Origin of the sequence: Aeromonas sp. QDB56 (assembly GCF_027705505.1) — a bacterium.
Lineage (GTDB): Bacteria > Pseudomonadota > Gammaproteobacteria > Enterobacterales > Aeromonadaceae > Aeromonas > Aeromonas caviae.
The window spans coordinates 1-17,808 of record NZ_JAPDBZ010000080.1 but is presented as its reverse complement, the minus strand read 5'-3'; the positions used below and the strand labels follow the sequence as shown (position 1 = coordinate 17,808).

Genomic DNA, 17,808 nt, shown 5'->3' with positions numbered 1-17,808 from the left:
CCAGCGGGGCTGACGCCCCGGCGAAATTCCCCTCCCACCTACGTCGGAGGGAGTCCCCTTTCGCATTTAAGATGGGACCACAGGCACCGCTTTTCATCACTGGCCCCTCCACGATTTCGACCCCCTGGCTCGCCAGCTGGGCCATCACCTGATCCAGGGGCCAGCGGGTGATGAGGCAGAGATCCCCCGACCCCACCTGCGCCCGGTTGCGCGCCTCCTCCCCCAGCAGTTGCAGATTGATCTTCTGGTTGCCAAAGCGCAGCGCCCGGCGCCCCGCCCCGAAGGTGATGGGCTCCATCTTGAAGGCGCCGCTGTAAAACGCCACCGCCCGCTCAATGTCGCTGACCGCAATACCAGATGGTCGATATGGCTGATCATGCTTGCTCCCTGTCATGGTGATTGCCGCACCATCATACCCTGTTCCCTTGGCAGAGACTGTGCCTTGGCCCGCAAAGCCTTTTGTCCTGATGGCCCAACTGAAAGAAACCAAGAAGACCCAACTACTGCTTGGCATCATCAATGTATTGATAATATGAGAGTTTATTAACCTTTCTACTGAACTTCGGCTTCGATTGAGTTAACCTTCTTGCAATGAAATACAACTCGGACGAGTCGGCTTTGCGCAACACATGGACAGAAGAAGAGTTAAGGGCGACGGTGACCGCCTATCTGGAGATGTACAAGAAGGAGTTGGAAGGCACTACCTTTGTCAAAAAGCACTATTACGCAGAGTTAGCGGCTCGATTCCAACGGTCCGATAAGTCGTTTGAATATCGGATGCAAAATATCTCTTACGTCTGCGTGTTGATGGGCAGAGCTTGGGTTTCTGGGCTAAAACCGGCCAAGAATGTAGGGGCACAGAATGCGTCTATTATTGAACGCCTGATCTGTGAGTTAGACGGACAACCGTTTAGCGGACAAGCAGAATTCGAACATCAGGTCATCCAATACAAGGAGAAACCCATCTCTCCTCATCCCCCCGGTATAGAAGAGCCATCCCAGCGCTACCTGGCCACAACAAGTTATGTGAGGGACCCACACGTCAAAGCCTGGGTACTCGTCGTCGCAGACTCGCAGTGTGAGTGTTGTGATGCACAGGCCCCGTTTATCACGGCTACCGGAGAACCCTTTCTAGAGGTGCATCACCTGCGCACTTTGGCTGACGGAGGCTCGGATACCATCAACAACACGGTGGCGCTCTGCCCTAACTGCCATCGCGAGCTTCACTATGGCGCCAATCAGGTAGAGAAGCGCGATGCACTCTATCGAAAGCTATCCAGGCTGAAGAGAGAATAATCCCCAGCACTCAAAGCGGCCCCCACGGCGGGCCGCCTTCGTGTGGTCAGCAGGCAATCCGTTCTATGCAACCGCCACTGAGTTTGAAGAAGGCATCCTGCGGCAGCTCCTGCAGCCAGGTGGTGGTGTAGTCCAGATCCACATAGGCGCCGCGCAGCATGGCGCCAAAGATACCGTGAGAAACAACGATGGCCTGCTCGGCAATCTGCTCGTCCTCAAGCCATTGCCGGGCCCGGCGCTGAATGCTCTCAAAACTCTCGCCATGGGGGGCCCGCAGATACCAGTCCGGTTCCTCCAGATCCAGCTCGGGGTGGGCCGCCAGCAGCTCGGGCACCCGGCGACTCTCCCACTCCCCCATCCCCAGCTCCACCAGCCGCTCGTCCCAGATGATGCGCCCCTGGTCCAAGCCAAGCTGCTGACACACCCGCTCCGCCGTCTGCCGTGCCCGGCCGAGGGGGCTGGCGTAGATCGTCCAGTCGGTGGGCTCGGTCAGGAGCTTGGCCAGACGGGCCCCCATGGCGAGGGCCTGGGCTTCTCCCCTGGGGGTCAGCTCGGAGTTGCAACGCCCCTGCAACCGCAATTCGGCGTTGTAACGGGTCTGACCATGGCGCAGCAAATAGAGGGTTCGAGACATGGTTTCTCCAGCAGAGTCAACGAGATAAGAAAACAGGGGGAAGATGATAACAGATGTACCGGGTCAACCAAGACCCGGAGGATGCAGGCTTGTGCTGACTCCTTGAGCGCCTGGCCTGCGGCTATCGTGAAAGGACGACAGGGGCTGCGCGCCTTTATCGCACAGGCGCCTTGTGCGCATTCCACACGCCTTCGCCACGGGCCCACCAGCGCCGTGGCAAGCGCCCCATGCTCCCCTATCTTGTTGTTCAGACGGGATAAAATGGGGATGTGCCGGTTTATCGGTCACAGGATGGCGGCCAATGCCAGAAAAGACAGAGTTTTTGCTCTGATCCGGGGGCCATTTTGGTACGTATCTCTGGCTCACGACAGGGACGCCTGGTGTACAATCTGCCACCCGATTTCCCCTGACCCGGCCCAGGCTCAGGCCCTGATGTACCCCAGAGTAAATGAACGTGACCCCAACCCACCCCATGCTCGACAGTTATTACAGCCAGGATCTGGTGTTCTTCTCCATCCTGGTGGCGGTGCTCGCCTCCTATACGGCGCTGACCATGACCAGCCGGGTGAGCCAGAGCCGGGGACGGGCCGCCGTGCTCTGGCTCGCGGGGGGAGCCTTCGCCATGGGCCTCGGCATCTGGTCCATGCATTTTATCGGCATGCTCGCCTTCAACCTGCCCATCGCGCTGGGATACGATCTGACCCTCACCGGTCTCTCCCTGGTGGCGGCCATCGGCTCCTCGGCCTTTGCGCTCTGGCTGGTGAGTCGTCCCCAGCTCCCCTGGCACCAGATCCTGTTCGGGGCCGTACTGATGGGTGCCGGCATCGCCACCATGCACTACATCGGCATGGCGGCCATGAAGATAGCGCCCGGCATCCACTACCTGCCTGGGCTCTTCATCCTCTCCATCCTCATCGCGCTATTCGCCTCGGGTGCCGCGCTCTGGATAGCGTTTCGCCTGCGCAACAGCTCGCCCCGCGCCTTCTTCAGCAAGGCCCTCGCCTCCCTGGTGATGGGGGCCGCCATCATGGGCATGCACTACACCGGCATGGCGGCGGCCCAGTTCCCCGCAGAGAGCCTGTGCGGGGCCCTCTACACCGGTCTCAATACCCAGTGGCTGGCAACCGTGGTCATCATAGTGATCCTGACGGTGTTCGCCATCGCCTTCGTGCTCTCCATGCTGGATGCCCACGCCGCCAGGCTCTCCACCTCCCTGCATCAGGCCCACGACGAGCTGCTCAAGCTGGCGCTCCATGACAGCCTGACCCGGCTGCCGAACCGGCTGCTGTTTGCCGACCGGCTGGAGCAGCGCATCCAGGAGTGTCAGCACAGCCAGCGCAGCTTCTCCCTGCTGTTTCTCGATCTCGACGGCTTCAAGATCATCAACGATGCCCACGGCCACCACACCGGGGATCTGCTGCTGGCCGAGGTGGCCCAGCGCATCACCAGCCTGCTCGGTGCCAGCGACACCGCCTCGCGCTTTGGCGGGGACGAGTTCGTGCTGGCACTAGCGCCGGGGGATGTGAGCCAGACCACGGCCTTTGCCGAGCGGCTGCTGGCCACCCTGGCCCAGCCCTATGAGTGGGAGCACCACAGCCTGCACATCACCGCCAGCATCGGCATTGCCGTCTATCCCCAGGATGGCACCAGCCTGCACGAGCTGACCCTCAACGCCGATGCCGCCATGTATTACGCCAAGGAGCAGGGGCGCAACGACTACTACTACTTCGACAGCGCCATGAACGCCAACGCCCACCAGCAGTTCCTGCTGCACAAGGAGTTGCAACACGCCCTGGAGCGGGGGGAGCTGGCCCTGCACTACCAGCCCAAATACTGTGCCCGCAGCGGCCAGGTGGTCGGCGCCGAGGCCCTGCTGCGCTGGCAGCACCCGGAGCATGGTGCCGTCTCGCCGGCCAGCTTCCTGCCGCTGGCGGAGAAGAGCAGGCTCATCATCCCCATCGGCAACTGGGTCATCGACGAGGCGTGCCGCCAGATGAGCGCCTGGCGGGCGGCGGGTCATCACGACTGGAGCGTGGCAGTCAATCTCTCCACCATCCAGCTCGCCAGCCCCGGGCTGCTGGAGGAGGTGCAGGGCGCCCTCGCCCGCCATCGGCTCGAGGCCCGTCACCTGACCCTGGAGATCACCGAATCCACCGCCATGCAGAAGGCCGAGGAGAGCCTCGCCATCCTCAACCGTCTGGCCGAGCTCGGCCTTGGCATCTCCATCGACGACTTCGGCACCGGCTACTCCAGCCTGCTCTACCTCAAGCGCTTCCCCGCCAACGAGCTCAAGATTGACCGGGGCTTTGTCACCACCCTGGAGCGGGGAGGCGACGATGCCACCATCATCGCCGCCATCATCGCCCTGGGTCAGGCCCTGGAGATGCGCATCGTGGCAGAGGGGGTGGAAACCCCGGAGCAGCGGGACCTGCTGACCGAGCTGGGCTGCGACACCTTGCAGGGCTACCTGCTCGGGCGCCCCATGACCGGGGAGCAACTGCTTGTCCACTGCGCTCCCGAGACTCCCCAACGGGTGCTGGAAGGTGTGCTTGCCTGACAAGCAGGTGAGGCGCAGCGCCCGTGTCGCCAGGGTCATCACCAGCCCGATTGCGTCCCTTCACGACTCAAGGTAGTCTGCTGCAAGACTCGAATGCTCCTTTATTTTGCCGGGCGCATCGAGCGCCCCCCATGGCAGATCACCCGTTCAGAGGAGCCACATCCATGGCCAGATACCAGTTCTTCAGCGTCCCCGCCTCCCGCCGTCAGCAATATACCTATGTCGACATGGCCTCCCCCACTTTCCTCACGGAGAAGGAGGCGCTGCTAACGCAAGGATTCGAGGTGGAAGAGGATTTCATCGACGCGGCCACTCCCCGCGAGGCGGTGGAGAAGTACAGATCCGGCTTTCTCTACGTGGCGGACGAGATAGGCAAGTCAGACGAGGCCTATGCGGCGGCAACGGCCTTGCTGGAGATGGGCAAGAAGATCCTGGGCCGCAAGGCGGGCTGAGCAAGGCGGGCCGCCGGGACGATACCCCCGATGGCCCGCAGGCAGTCAGCGTTGAGGGTGCTGGCGGAGCATCTCCACCAGCTCCTCTTCACTGCCGGGTTCATGGGCAAGCTGCAGGCTGGGGGCGGCGCCCCCCATCAGCATATAAACGTGAGTGCTGCAGTGATCGTAGTGATACCACTTACCGTCGATACAGACGTCGGTATAGCATCTCGGGTCCTTCTTGAGTTCCATACGCACATCCTTATGTGTCATTCACCAACATCACCCTTGACCGTAAAATAAGCGGCCCGAGTCCCCCTTGACCTGGATCAAGGGAGGTGGCGGGCAGAAGCGGGCAGTGGCCGGATCTGGCCGGGGCCGGATGTCGCCAGCCCGGATGACAGAGCCCACCAACCGGCCCCAGCCAGGCAACAGCGCAACAAAAACGGCGCCCGAAGGCGCCGTTTTTCATGTCCGTCATTTGACCGACGGGGAACAAGCCGCTGGCTTATTCGTCTTCCAGGTAGGCGTAGCCTTGCAGACCCAGCTCCAGCTCGTCGAGCAGGGCCTTGCGGGTCTCGTCGTCCAGCGCCGGGTGGGAGACGATGCGCTGGTAGTTCTCGCGGATCACGGACGGGTCGATGTTGACGTAACGTAGCAGCTGGTCGACGGTGTCACCACGCACCACGTTGCGGATGTCCATCTTGCCTTCTTCATCCAGCCACACTTCCGCGCAGTGGGTGTCACCGAACAGGTTGTGCAGATCCCCCAGGATCTCCTGATAGGCACCCACCAGGAAGAAGCCGACATGGCACTCTTCGTGCTCACCGTAGACCGGCATCGGCAGGGTGCTTTCCACCCCCAGACCGTCGACGTAGTGCTCCACCTGACCGTCGGAGTCACAGGTGATGTCCATCAGGATGCCGCGGCGGGTGAGCGGACGCTCGAGGCCGGCCAGCGGCATCACCGGGAACACCTGACCGATACCCCAGGCATCCGGCAGGGACTGGAACAGGGAGAAGTTGGCAAAGCACTTGTCAGCCAGTTTCTCGGAGAGTTCGTCGGCCAGGGCGCGGTGGTTGCGGTTGACTGGGTTCAGCAGCTCCTTGAGCGCCAGACAGGTGTTCTGGTGCAGCATCTCGGCCCAGGCACGTTGCTCCAGGTTCAAGAGGCCCATGGTGTACTGGGCGTTGACGTCACCGAGATCCGCCACGGAGTCGTGGAAGATCTCCAGCAGGGAGGGATCTTCCCCGCGCAGGTCCAGCCACCCTTTCCACATGTTCTGCAAGATGGTAGGCGCGTCCTCGTCCGGGGCGCTGATGTCGTTCACCTCCACCCCTTCGGCACCAATGATATTGGTGACCAGCACGGCGTGGTGTGCAGTCAGGGCACGGCCGGACTCGCTGATGATGGTCGGGTGCGGCAGGTCGAACTCGCGGCAGACATCGCCGATGCCCCAGACCACGTTGTTGGCGTACTCGGAGAGGCTGTAGTTCGCGGAGCAGTGGCTCTGGGAACGGGTGCCCTCGTAGTCCACACCCAGGCCGCCGCCCACGTCCACCACCTCGACCTTGGCGCCAAGACGGCACAGCTCGGCGTAGAAGCGGCCGCACTCGCGGATGCCGCCCTGGATGTCGCGGATGTTGGCGATCTGGGAGCCCAGGTGGAAGTGCAACAGTTGCAGGCAGTCCAGCTTGCCGAGGCTGCGCAGACGCTCCACCAGCGCCAGGATCTGGGAGGCGGAGAGGCCGAACTTGGACATGGAACCGCCGCTCGATTCCCACATGCCGGAGCCGGTGGACGCCAGACGGGCGCGCACCCCGATGTTGGGCTTGATGTTGAGACGAGCAGACTCGTCGAGCACCATTTCCAGCTCGGAGGGCTTCTCCACCACGATGTAGACCTTGTGGCCCATCAGGTTGCCCAGGAGGGCGTGGCGGATGTATTCGCGGTCCTTGTAACCGTTGCAGACGATCACGGAGCCTTGCTCATGATGATGGGACAGCACGGCCAGCAACTCGGGCTTGGAGCCCGCTTCCAGCCCAAGCCTCGGCTTGTCACTGTAGGACTGACTGATGGTCTCGATGACGCGGCGCTGCTGGTTTACCTTGATCGGGTAAACGCACAGGTAATCCCCTTCATAGCCTGACTTTTCGATGGCCTGACCGAAGGCGTTGAACAGCGCATCGACCCGGCTCTTGAGGATGTCGGGGAAACGCAGCAACACCGGCGTGGTCAGCCCGGACTGGCGCAGTTGCTCGATGGCCTCGGACAGCACGATCTGAGCCTCGGGGCGAGACTTGTCGGGAGAGACGGTCACATGACCGGCGTCATTGATATTGAAAAAACCCGCACCCCAGTAGGGAACGTTGTAGACCTTCAAGGAGTCCTTGCTGGACCAGTTAGTCATGGGCTATGCCTCGCAAATGAGCGGCCGTGGGCCGCCTTCGTTACCCTCAATCACATCCAGACCATTGATTGCAAAATGCGGCAAGCCAGAGCGGCCTGCTGACGTTGGACCCGCAACGGAGCATGCTCCGCCACATCCTGTTCATTGCACATCGCGGCAAGCCAAGGCTGCCTGGTGGATCTTGGGAAGTAACGAGTCTTGATGTGGGGCTGGTGGCTTTACATCAAGCTCAACGGTATGCGGTAACACCTTGCCGGCGTACCGCGGTACTTTGATGACAATCGGCATCAGCCACGCCGTTTGTTCATCATTCGGCAGCCATCCCGACGGACAGGAGAGGGTTTCAAGGAAGAGAAGGGAAGACGTCAGCACGCATCGTGTTGATGGACGACAACCACTACGACCCGCTCAACGCCAGTGACCGCCCATGACAAGGGAGATGATGAGCCCGAAGCCCACTCGGTCAGCTGAAAGATGAGAGTCCGTTGTTCTCCCTGATACCGGAGCCTAACCGGTATTAAAGAAACCATTCCCCAGCAGTGTCTGTCGTTTCTGCGTTCCTCGCCCTATAGGCGTCATGATCCTGCGGGTCTGGCGGACACGGCCTGCGCAGGGTTGCCCTTGGATCGGCGCGGAGTGTACACACTTACCGCAGCCAGTGACAATAAAAAATCGTGTTAAAAAACGGGTTTTCATCGGGGGGCAAAATCTCGCTGCCAGCAAGGCGGGCTCTGGGATGGCGGGGGATGGGAGTGCGTGGGCGAGGCGATGAAAATAACCAACACGTCACGCTTTTTGGGTCACCCCTTGCCAGCGCTGGGCCGAGGAGAAATTCAGCTTTTTCGCAATTGCTTAACCAGTTTTTATTTTGGAATTTTTATGCAAGGTGCCAAGCGATGATCCCCGCCCCTCCCCCTCGATGGCCCTTCTCTCCCCCACAAAGTCATCAAAAACTGCGCTGACGCAATAAGCGGCGCCGCCGTCTTGGCCACAATGACTCCTCTTTCGTGACCCGAGGCTTGCCCATGAACACCCTGCTTTCGCGCTTTCTCCACTACCTCACCTTTCATACCCGTTCCGATGCGACCAACCCTGCCTGCCCCAGCAGCGAGGGACAGCGCCTCTTCGCCCGGGCCCTGTGCGACGAAATGACGCAGATGGGGCTGAGCCAGGTCACCCTGGACGAGCATGGCTACCTCACCGCCTGCCTGCCGGGCAACCAGCCGGATGCCCCCGCCATCGGGCTCATCGCCCACATGGACACCGCCGATTACGAGGCCGAATGCGTCGTCCCCCAGATAGTCGAGCACTATCAGGGGGGTGATATCTGCCTTGGCAAAGGGGACGAGGTGCTGGCCATCCGCCAGTACCGCTTCCTGAAAAACTACCTGGGGCAGGATCTCATCACCACCGACGGCACCACCCTGCTGGGGGCCGACGACAAGGCGGGCATCGCCGAGATCCTCACCGCCGTGGAATACCTGCAAGCTCACCCCGAGATCCCCCGTGGCGATGTCTGGGTCGGCTTTACACCGGACGAGGAGATAGGGCGCGGTGCCGACCGCTTCCCGCTGGAGCGCTTCCCGGCCAAGTGGGCCTACACGGTGGATGGCGGCGAGCTCGGCGAGCTCGAATGCGAGAACTTCAACGCCGCCAGCGCCACGGTGCGCATCACAGGCAACAACGTCCACCCCGGCACCGCCAAGGGCAGCATGATCAACAGCCAGACCCTGGCCGCCCGCTTCCATGCCGCCATGCCCGCCGAACAGACCCCGGAGTGCACCCAGGGGTATGAGGGCTTCTTCCACCTGGCCCGGATGGAGGGCTCGGTGGAGGAGACCACCCTGCACTACCTCATCCGCGACTTCGACGATGACTGCTTCGCCGCCCGCAAGGCCCAGCTCAAGGAGCGGGTCGCCTCCCTTCAGCTGGACGCCCCCAGAGCGCGCATCACCCTGGAAATAGTGGACAACTACCGCAACATGCGCAGCCAGATAGCGCCCCATCCCCACATCGTCGAGCTGGCCAAAGCCGCCATGGAGGCCGCCGACGTGGTGCCCAAGATCAAACCCATTCGCGGCGGCACCGACGGCGCCCGGCTCTCCTTCATGGGGCTGCCCTGCCCGAACCTGTTCACCGGTGGCCACAACTTCCACGGCAAGCACGAGTTCATCCCCCTGCAATCCATGGAAAAAGCGGTCGCCACCCTGGTGGCGCTGGTGCGCCTCACCTCTGCCTGGCGGGCAGAGTAAGGGGGCAAGGACGGGGCTCGCCCCGTCATCAAACCGTCACCCAACCGACACACGAAAGGCACGCAGGGGCGTCAAGCTGGGGCAAAGTTCAGCGGAGCCTTGCCCATGTTCGACGTCGATACCCTGTTGGGGCAGCACCTGCCCCGCCTCGCCAGCCAGCCCCGCCTCCGTCCCCTGATGAGGCAGGGGCTGAGCTGGTTGCTGCACGAGGAGGCCTTCACCCGCTTTGCCGCGCGCCATCCCCACCTGCGCGGTCTGGACTTCGTCGAGCAGGCCCTCACCGAGCTCCACTTCGACTGCCGGGTGAGCGAGGCAGAGCTCGAGCACATTCCCGCCAGCGGCCGGGTCATTCTTGTCGCCAACCACCCCATCGGCTCCCTGGACGGGCTGGCCCTGCTGCGCCTCATCGGGCGCATCCGCCCCGACGTCAAGATAGTGGCCAACCAGGTGCTGGCCCAGCTCGCGCCGCTGCGCCCATTGCTATTGCCGGTGGACAACCTGGGGGGCAAGACCGACAGGCAGGCCATCCTCGCCATGAACGAACACCTCGCCGCCGACGGGGCCCTGGTTATCTTCCCCGCAGGCGAGGTCTCCCGCCTCGGTCCCAAGGGGGTGAAGGATGGCCCCTGGCAGGCCGGCTTCATCAAGCTGGCCCAGCGCAGCCGAACGCCCCTGGTGCCCATTCACCTGGGAGGGCGCAACAGCCTCTGGTTCTATCTCGCCTCCTGGCTCAACAAGCCCGCCTCCGCCCTGCTGCTGGTGCGCCAGCTGTTTCGCCAGCAGGGGCAGACGCTGCCGGTGACCATAGGGGCGCGTATTCCCCTCGCCAGTTTTCAGGAGCTGCCGGCCAAGACGGCGGCCCGGCTGGTGCGTGGCCACCTCTACCGAATCGCTCGGGGCAAGGCGGGACGGTTGCAGACCGAGGCCTCCATCGCCCTGCCGGAGGATCGCCGCCTGCTGAAACAGGCCATCGACGGGTGCGAGCTGCTCGGCCAGACCCCGGACGGCCAGCGCATCCTGCTCTATCGTCGCCACGAGCAGAGCCACTCGGTGATCCTGCGTGAGCTGGGGCGCCTGCGGGAGATCGCCTTTCGGGCGGTGGGGGAAGGCTCGGGCAAGCGGCGGGATCTCGATGCCTTCGACGATGACTATCACCACCTCATCCTCTGGGATCCCGCCCGCCTCGACATCATCGGCGCCTACCGTTTCGCCCCGGTGGCCGAACGGCTGGCCAGCAAGGGGCTGGATGGCCTCTACAGCCACACCCTGTTCGGCTTCGAAGAGAAGCTGCTGCCCCGGCTGGAACAGGCCATCGAGCTTGGCCGCAGCTTCATCCAGCCCGCCTACTGGGGCAAGCGGGGGCTCGATTACCTCTGGTTCGGCATCGGGGCCTATCTGGCCCGCTATCCCCAATACCGCTACCTGTTCGGGCCCGTCACCCTCTCCGGCAGCCTGCCGCCAGCGGCCAAGGATCTGCTGGTGAGCTTCTATCGCCAGCACTTCGCCCCCGCCCTTGCCCTCGCCCCTTCCCGCCGCCCCTATCCCGCCACGCCGACACTGTTCGAGGGGCGCGATTACGGGGACGACCTCAAGGTGCTCAAGGCAGGGCTCGACAACCTGGGCTGCGCCATTCCCACCCTCTACAAGCAGTACGCCGAGCTGTGCGAGCCGGGGGGTGTGCAGTTCATGGACTTTGGCATCGACCCGGACTTCAACCACTGCATCGACGGCCTGGTGTGGGTGGACGTGAGCCGCATCAAGCCCCACAAGCGGGCCCGCTATATCGGCCTCCCCGCCGGGGAAGGGCTGGCCACATCTGGCGACCGTTGACCGGGGGCTGCAACGAAAGAGGGAGGCCTGCGCCTCCCTCTTTCACATCATGGGTGATGCCGCCTACTCGGCTGCGGGTTTGCGATCCGCATGGCCGAGATCCCGCTCCGGGGCGATGACATCCCGCACCCGCTGCTTGATCTCCTTGGCCTCGGGGAAGCCCTCGTCGGCCACCCTGTCCCACACCAGCACCCCGTCCACCAGGATGCGAAACTCCCCCTTGCTGGCGGGCACCAGGGCCACCTCGCCCAGTTCGCCGTCGAAGGTGGAGAGCAGCTCCTGGGCGAGCCAGGCGGCTCGCAGCATCCAGCGGCAGAGGGTGCAGTAACGGATTTCGATGCGCGGTTTCGCGAGGGGCAAATGGGTATCTGTCATGGGGTGACTCCGTGAAAATCGGTCAACCAGAGGCGAGCGATGCGCTGCATGGTGGCCTGGGGCAGTTCGTGAAGGCCCGGGGTGGATGCCTGATGGGCCAGTTGGTGCACCCCTTCGATGATCTCCGCCAGCACCAGGTAGACATATTCGCCGATGACGGCGCCGTGGACGAAGTTGACCGCCTCCCCCCGGTTGAGCAAAAAGATGGTGCTGCCGTCCGGCCGGGTCAGGGCCAGCACATGGGGACACACCTCCTCGCTCGGCCAGGGCAGCTGGGCGAGGCTGAAGGCGAATTCGTCGTCGGCGGAGGTGACCGAGGCCAGCATGGCGCCGGGGCGCAGGGCCTGCAGATCGGATATATCGAGGGAGCCGTTGCCGGTGGAGCAGATCACCAGCTCGGCACGGCCCAGGGCCTCGGCCTTGTTCACCAGCTTGAAGCCGTGGGAGAGCGCTTCCACCTGGCGCAGGGCATCCGTCTCCACCAGCTCCAGATGCAGGTTGCGACAGCGCAGTTCCCGGGCGATGCTGCGCCCCACCTTGCCATAGCCGAACAGGGCGGCCTGGCAGACATTGAAGGTACGCCTCAGGGTACGTGCGAGGGACTCCGCGGAGTAGACCACGCTCAGGCCGATCTGGATATCTTCCGCCTGCTTGAGGGGGCTGCGGGCCACCGAGATGACGGGGGCCGCCAGTGACTCCTGCTCATACCGCTGATGGCCGTTCTCGGTCATCTCCACCACCCCGATGAAGCGGGCGCCAAAGTGCTCGGCCAGTACCGCCTGGCTCTTGGCGAAGTAGCCGCCGATGTCGAGGATGATGAGCCGCTCGTGGGACATCACCAGGGGGGCAATCTGGGCGATCACCTCACCGGGATCCGAGGTCCAGTGGCGATTGAGGGGCAGCACGGGGTAGTGCTGCTGGGCCCAGGTCAGGGTCGGTCCATGCACGGACTTGGGTTTGGGCAGGATGGCACCGACCCGACCCACCCGATCGAGCAACTGGATGAAGTCGGGTCTGTCGGGAAGCAGGTGGGTCACCAGCAGGATGCAGAGATCCCCAAGACATCCCTGTTCGGTGAAATGGCGAAAAAACAGATGCTCAGATCCCTGACTGCGCAACTGTGGCCTCCTTAGCGTGCCGCGGGAAAGCAGGCAAACAGAACCCGGCATAGCCGGGTTCTGTGTGTATCCAGATAATTGAAAATCCTTTTTATCCGAAAGCACCATGGGTCTCAATCTTTATCTGTCCAGACTTTGACAAGCCCATCAATTTCTAAGGTAATAGCCTGTTTTTCATGCAAAAATCAGTAAAGTGATGCCTCTGGCCATACCCACCACAGACCCACTCCGGCACCGACGGCCGCCACCAGGATCAAGACCCCCCAGCGAGAGAGTCCCGGGCGCCCGTGCAGGGCACGTTCCAGCAGCGGCAATAGCCAGACCGGCAGCAGCACCAGCAGGGGCACTTCCACGTACTGCCAGGCGAGCATCTGCACGAAGGCGAGTGAAAGCCCCAGGGCTGCCGGGGTCACCTTGACCCCTGCAAAGGCGCCGAGCAGGGCACGGAATCCGGCAAACGCGGCCAGGGCCCCCGTCAGCTGGGCGATGAGCAGGCTGCCATCGATGCCGATGACCAGCGCCAGCCAGATGAAAGCCAGGGCGAAGCCGAGCCCCTCCTCGCTGTCACCACGCCAGCTCGTCCAGCCAGACCAGAGGATGGCGGGCAGCAGGGCCAGCCAGATCCCGGGCTCGCTCGCCAGCACGGAGGCCAGCCCCTGCCACCACACCAGGGCGCCCAGCACCCCGAACAGCGCGAGGGCGACCCCCTTGCTGGTACCCTGGGTCAGGGCGGGCACCAGCAGGGTCAGCGGCAGCCACTGCCACGCCTTGACCGGCAGGCCATAGGCACCGCCCAGCAGGCAGCCCACCAGCCAGATCCCCAGGGCGCCCCACAGATAGCCCAGCCGCGGCCAGCGCCACGACAGCAAAGCGGCCCCTAAAGGAGCCGCCAGGGTTTGAAGCAGGAGTGCTGCGCCCATTACTTGCGCACGCCTTCAACGAACAGGTTGATGGTCATCTCGTCAGGGATGTTCGGCACCATGTAGTTCACGCCGAACTCGCTGCGCTTGATGGTGGTGGTGGCGTTGAAGCCGCTGCGGTAGCCGCCCCAGGGATCCTTGCCTTCGCCGATGTGGACCAGGTCGAAGGCCACGTCCTTGGAGACGCCGTGCAGGGTCAGGGTGCCCTTGAGCACGCCTTTGTCCTTGGTGCCTTCATAGCCGGTGCTGACGAAGGTCATCTTGGGGTACTGCTTCACGTCCAGGAAGTCGGGGCTGCGCAGGTGCTTGTCGCGGGCCTCGTGGTTGGAGTCCACGCTGGCGGCATCGATTTCGAAGTTCGCCTTGGCCGCCGCCGGGTTGGCGTCGTCCATGCTGAAGGTGCCACTGAAGGTGTTGAATCGGCCGACCAGTTCTGAGAAGCCGAGGTGGCCCACCTTGAACTGGACTGTGGTGTGCGCTGCATCGACATCGTAATCGGCAGCCATCAGGGGAGCCGCCATAAACAGGCAGGAGGCCAGCAGGGCCTTGGTCATTTTCATTCCGATCGTTCCTTCATTGGGGGTTCACAACGGTGTCCAAAATGCTAACCTCCTATCGAGAATAGATAATCATCGATTTATTAAAATAATTATCAACCGAGAGTGGAATATGGATCAGATAGCCGCCATGCGCACCTTCATCAAGGTGGTGGAGTGCCAGAGCTTCACCAAGGCCGCCCATCAGCTCGGGATCTCGGTCGCCATGACCTCCAAGCTGATGCAGCAGCTCGAGGAGTCCCTCTCCACCCGGCTGTTGTCGCGCACCACCCGCCAGGTCAATCCCACCGAGGCGGGCCAGTTTTACTACCAGCGCTCCCTGGCCCTGCTGGCGGAGCTCGAAGAGACCCACAGCCAGCTCACCCACAACAACCAGCAGCCCCAGGGCACCCTCAAGCTCTCGGTGCCCATGGATTTCGGCTACCTGCACCTCTCCCCCGCCCTGCCCCTGTTTCGCGAGCGCTACCCGGACTTGAAGCTCGAGATTGAGTACAGCGACCGGCGGGTGGCCCTGGTGGAGGAGGGGTTCGATCTGGCGCTGCGCATCGGCAACCTGCCGGACTCCTCCCTGGTGGCCAAGCCGCTCGCCATGATGAAGATGGTGGTGTGCGCCAGCCCCGACTACCTGGCCCGCCGGGGCAGGCCGAAGACCCCGGAGGATCTCAAGCAGCACGACTGCCTCATCTACACCCTGACCCAGCCGGACTGGGTCTTCAAACGGGATGGGGAGGAGCACAGCATCCGCCCCCAGGGGCCCCTTCGCGCCAACAACGGGGTGGCCCTGACCCGGGCCGCCTGCGACCACCAGGGCATCATCTTGCAGCCCACCTTCATCGTGGGGGATGCGCTGCGCTCGGGGGCGCTGGTCCCCTTGTTGCTGGAGTGGGAGAAGGGGCAGGTGGGGCTCTATGCCCTCTATCCGCACCGCCGTTTCGTGTCGGCCAAGGTGCGCTGCTTCATCGAATTCGTGCAGGAGCGCTACCTGGCGCCCCACTACTGGGACAGGGAGACCTGAGCCCGGGCTCAGGGGGTGGGCATCAGCTCAGCCACCAGCAGGTGATCCTGCTGGCTCATCTGCCAGCGTGGCAGGCGCTGGCGCAAGGCGGCGAGCTCGGCCTCCCCCAGCGCATAGGGCAGGGTGACGTGCAGGCAGTGGCAATCCAGCATGGCCGCCAACTGCATCATCAGGGCGAGGTTCGCCTCGTCGCTCTTGTGCTTGTTGATGCGCTTGCCGAGCTCGTGGCGAAAGTGGGTCTCGGGATCCTGGGTCATCGCCTGCCAGCCGTAACCAAAGAGCGGGATGAAGGCGCTGACGATGCCAAGGGCGGTGAGGGGCCGTTTGGGCGGGTGATAGAGGACGTTGAGATCCAGCAGGATGGGACTTTGATGGGGCTCACGACTGCCGGATAAAATAGTATTGCTCATTGGATTACCCTGTTGATTCCTCTAGACTTCGCCGCATATTTGACCTGACATGCCAACGAGGTGCTGATGCTAAGCGATATCGAGATCTCCCGCCACTCCCCCCGCCTGCCCATCGCCGAGGTGGCAGCACAGCTCGGCATAGCGGCCGCCCATCTCCACCCCCACGGCCATTACAAGGGCAAACTCGACCTCGCGCTGCTCCATCACGCCCCCGCCCGCGAGCCCGGCAAGCTGGTGCTGGTGAGCGCCATCACGCCCACCCCCCTTGGGGAGGGCAAGACGGTCACCACGATCGGCCTCTCCATGGGGCTCAACCACATCGGCCAGCCCAGCATCGCCACCATTCGCCAGCCGAGCCTCGGCCCCGTCTTCGGGGTCAAGGGGGGCGCCGCCGGGGGCGGCATGGCCCAGGTGGTGCCGATGGAGGAGATGAACCTGCACCTCACCGGGGATTTTCACGCCCTCACCGCCGCCCACAACCTGGCCTCTGCCGCCCTGGATGCCCGCCTGTTCCATGAACGCAAACTCGGTGACCAGTTCAGCGCCAGAACCGGCCTGGCGCGGCTCGATATCGACCCGGCCAACATCCTCTGGCCCCGCACCCTGGACATGAACGACCGGGCGCTTCGCCACCTCACCCTCGGCCAGGGCGGCGCTGCCGATGGTGTCGAGCGCCCCGATCGCTTCGTCATCACCGCCGCCTCCGAGCTGATGGCCATTCTGGCCCTAGCCAGGGATCTCAAGGACTTGCGCGCGCGTATCGGCCGCATCCAGCTCGCCCTCGACCTGCGCGGCAAGCCCATCACCGCCGAGCAGCTGGAAGTGGCGGGGGCCATGACGGTGCTGCTCAAAGACGCCCTCAAGCCCACCCTGATGCAGACCACGGAGCAGACCCCTGTGCTGGTCCACGCAGGCCCCTTTGCCAACATCGCCCACGGCAACTCCTCCGTCATCGCCGATCGCATGGCGCTGGGTCTTGCCGACTACGTGGTGACCGAGGCGGGTTTTGGCTCCGACATGGGGCTGGAGAAGTTCTTCAACATCAAGTATCGCCAGTCCGGCCTTCCCCCCGCCTGCGTGGTGCTGGTGGCCACGGTGCGCGGCCTCAAGGCCAACAGCGGCCTGCTCGACATCCGGCCGGGCCAGCCGCTGCCGGCCAGCCTGCAAGGGGAAGATCTGCCCACCCTGACAGCGGGGTGCGCCAACCTCGCCTGGCATATTCACAACGCCCGCCGTTACGGGGTGCCCGTGGTGGTCGCCATCAACCGCTTCCCCACCGACAGCGACGCCGAGCTGGCCCTGCTGGAGGCGGCGGCGCGCCAGGCCGGTGCCTGTGGCGTCGCCCTCTCCCAGGCCTTCACTGACGGTGGCGCGGGTGCGGCGGATCTGGCTCACGCCGTGGTGGCGGCCTGCAAGCAGCCCAGTGAGGTCAGGCTGCTCTACCCCGATGAGATGAGCCTTGCCGCCAAGCTCGCCACCCTGGTGGAGTGCGGCTATGGCGGCCGGGGCATCACCCTCTCGGACAAGGCGCGCCAGCAACTGGCCAGACTCTCGGCAGAGGGCCAGGATCACCTGCCCGTCTGCATGGCCAAGACGCCGCTCTCCATCAGCCATGACCCGGCCAGGAAGGGCGTGCCGACGGACTTCGAGGTCCCCATCGAGGAGGTGAAACTCTGCGCGGGGGCAGCCTTCGTCTATGCCCTGGCGGGCCCCATCATGACCATGCCGGGCCTGGGCAGTCTGCCGGCCTATCGCCATATCGACATCAACGATGACGGCGACATTGTCGGCCTGAGCTGACGTGCAGGCTGGCAGTCTGCCGTCCCTGAACACCATATCGACATCAACGATGACGGCGACATTGTCGGCCTGAGCTGACGGCGCCCAGGTCCAGCCAGAAACGACAAGGCCCCGCCGATTGGTGGCAATGCTGATCAGTTAAGGATCCATTGACCGATCCTTCTGCTGTAGGACAATCCGGAACCAATCACTGGTTCCGG

At 63.5% G+C, this 17,808-nt stretch carries 15 protein-coding genes and 1 pseudogene; 7 read left to right on the top strand and 9 right to left on the bottom strand.

Annotation, left to right across the window (positions count from 1 at the left end):
* Positions 1 to 70: 70 nt before the first annotated feature.
* A pseudogene (locus OKB81_RS13295) lies at positions 71 to 378 on the bottom strand (VOC family protein); the annotation flags it as partial.
* A gap of 213 nt (positions 379 to 591) precedes the next feature.
* Between OKB81_RS13295 and OKB81_RS13290 the strand changes: the two are divergent.
* Positions 592 to 1,296, top strand: coding sequence for an HNH endonuclease (locus tag OKB81_RS13290; protein ID WP_160838517.1), 705 nt, complete (start codon positions 592 to 594; stop codon positions 1,294 to 1,296).
* Positions 1,297 to 1,342: 46 nt separating this feature from the next.
* Here the strand turns inward: OKB81_RS13290 and OKB81_RS13285 are convergent, their stop codons facing one another.
* A complete protein-coding gene (locus OKB81_RS13285; protein ID WP_124814072.1) occupies positions 1,343 to 1,930 on the bottom strand; it encodes a histidine phosphatase family protein in 588 nt (195 codons plus the stop codon).
* A gap of 448 nt (positions 1,931 to 2,378) precedes the next feature.
* On the opposite strand from OKB81_RS13285, the gene OKB81_RS13280 reads away from it, so the two are divergent.
* Together OKB81_RS13280 and OKB81_RS13275 are read left to right on the top strand one after the other, a co-directional pair.
* Entirely contained in the window at positions 2,379 to 4,487 is a 2,109-nt protein-coding gene (locus OKB81_RS13280; RefSeq protein WP_223917179.1) for a putative bifunctional diguanylate cyclase/phosphodiesterase, read from the top strand.
* 164 nt (positions 4,488 to 4,651) lie between these two features.
* Positions 4,652 to 4,939 carry a hypothetical protein gene (locus OKB81_RS13275; protein ID WP_041212754.1) on the top strand — a complete coding sequence of 96 codons (288 nt, stop codon included), beginning with the start codon at positions 4,652 to 4,654 and terminating at the stop codon, positions 4,937 to 4,939.
* 45 nt (positions 4,940 to 4,984) lie between these two features.
* Here the strand turns inward: OKB81_RS13275 and OKB81_RS13270 are convergent, their stop codons facing one another.
* Together OKB81_RS13270 and speA are read right to left on the bottom strand one after the other, a co-directional pair.
* The gene (locus OKB81_RS13270) at positions 4,985 to 5,173 is read right to left on the bottom strand and encodes a hypothetical protein (RefSeq protein ID WP_043154249.1); all 189 of its coding nucleotides are present in this window, start codon (positions 5,171 to 5,173) and stop codon (positions 4,985 to 4,987) included.
* Between the two features lie 256 nt (positions 5,174 to 5,429).
* Entirely contained in the window at positions 5,430 to 7,331 is a 1,902-nt protein-coding gene (gene speA, locus OKB81_RS13265) for a biosynthetic arginine decarboxylase (RefSeq protein ID WP_042882536.1), read from the bottom strand.
* Positions 7,332 to 8,356: 1,025 nt separating this feature from the next.
* Between speA and pepT the strand changes: the two genes are divergently transcribed.
* Complete coding sequence (pepT, locus tag OKB81_RS13260; protein ID WP_052816544.1) at positions 8,357 to 9,583, top strand: peptidase T; 1,227 nt, start codon at positions 8,357 to 8,359, stop codon at positions 9,581 to 9,583.
* A 105-nt stretch (positions 9,584 to 9,688) separates the two neighbouring features.
* Positions 9,689 to 11,413, top strand: a complete 1,725-nt coding sequence (locus OKB81_RS13255) for a lysophospholipid acyltransferase family protein (protein ID WP_270667953.1) — start codon at positions 9,689 to 9,691, stop codon at positions 11,411 to 11,413.
* Between the two features lie 63 nt (positions 11,414 to 11,476).
* On the opposite strand, the gene OKB81_RS13250 is transcribed toward OKB81_RS13255, so the two are convergent.
* The 4 genes from OKB81_RS13250 to OKB81_RS13235 form a co-directional block, all read right to left on the bottom strand.
* Complete coding sequence (locus OKB81_RS13250) at positions 11,477 to 11,788, bottom strand: SelT/SelW/SelH family protein (RefSeq protein ID WP_010674179.1); 312 nt, start codon at positions 11,786 to 11,788, stop codon at positions 11,477 to 11,479.
* Positions 11,785 to 12,906, bottom strand: a complete 1,122-nt coding sequence (locus OKB81_RS13245; RefSeq protein WP_160838519.1) for an adenosylhomocysteinase — start codon at positions 12,904 to 12,906, stop codon at positions 11,785 to 11,787. Before OKB81_RS13245 ends, OKB81_RS13250 begins: the two co-directional genes overlap by 4 nt.
* Positions 12,907 to 13,091: 185 nt before the next feature.
* A complete protein-coding gene (locus OKB81_RS13240; protein ID WP_113979149.1) occupies positions 13,092 to 13,826 on the bottom strand; it encodes a hypothetical protein in 735 nt (244 codons plus the stop codon).
* Positions 13,826 to 14,386, bottom strand: coding sequence for a YceI family protein (locus OKB81_RS13235; protein WP_053288582.1), 561 nt, complete (start codon positions 14,384 to 14,386; stop codon positions 13,826 to 13,828). The genes OKB81_RS13240 and OKB81_RS13235 overlap by 1 nt, the downstream gene beginning before the upstream one ends.
* Positions 14,387 to 14,495: 109 nt before the next feature.
* Between OKB81_RS13235 and OKB81_RS13230 the strand changes: the two genes are divergently transcribed.
* Positions 14,496 to 15,398 carry a LysR family transcriptional regulator gene (locus OKB81_RS13230; protein WP_039038856.1) on the top strand — a complete coding sequence of 301 codons (903 nt, stop codon included), beginning with the start codon at positions 14,496 to 14,498 and terminating at the stop codon, positions 15,396 to 15,398.
* A gap of 8 nt (positions 15,399 to 15,406) precedes the next feature.
* Here OKB81_RS13230 and OKB81_RS13225 read toward each other — a convergent pair whose 3' ends face one another.
* A complete protein-coding gene (locus tag OKB81_RS13225; protein WP_042017451.1) occupies positions 15,407 to 15,808 on the bottom strand; it encodes a hypothetical protein in 402 nt (133 codons plus the stop codon).
* Between the two features lie 66 nt (positions 15,809 to 15,874).
* On the opposite strand from OKB81_RS13225, the gene OKB81_RS13220 reads away from it, so the two are divergent.
* On the top strand, positions 15,875 to 17,608 hold the full coding sequence (locus OKB81_RS13220; RefSeq protein ID WP_270664393.1) for a formate--tetrahydrofolate ligase: 1,734 nt from the start codon (positions 15,875 to 15,877) through the stop codon (positions 17,606 to 17,608).
* Positions 17,609 to 17,808: the final 200 nt, after the last annotated feature.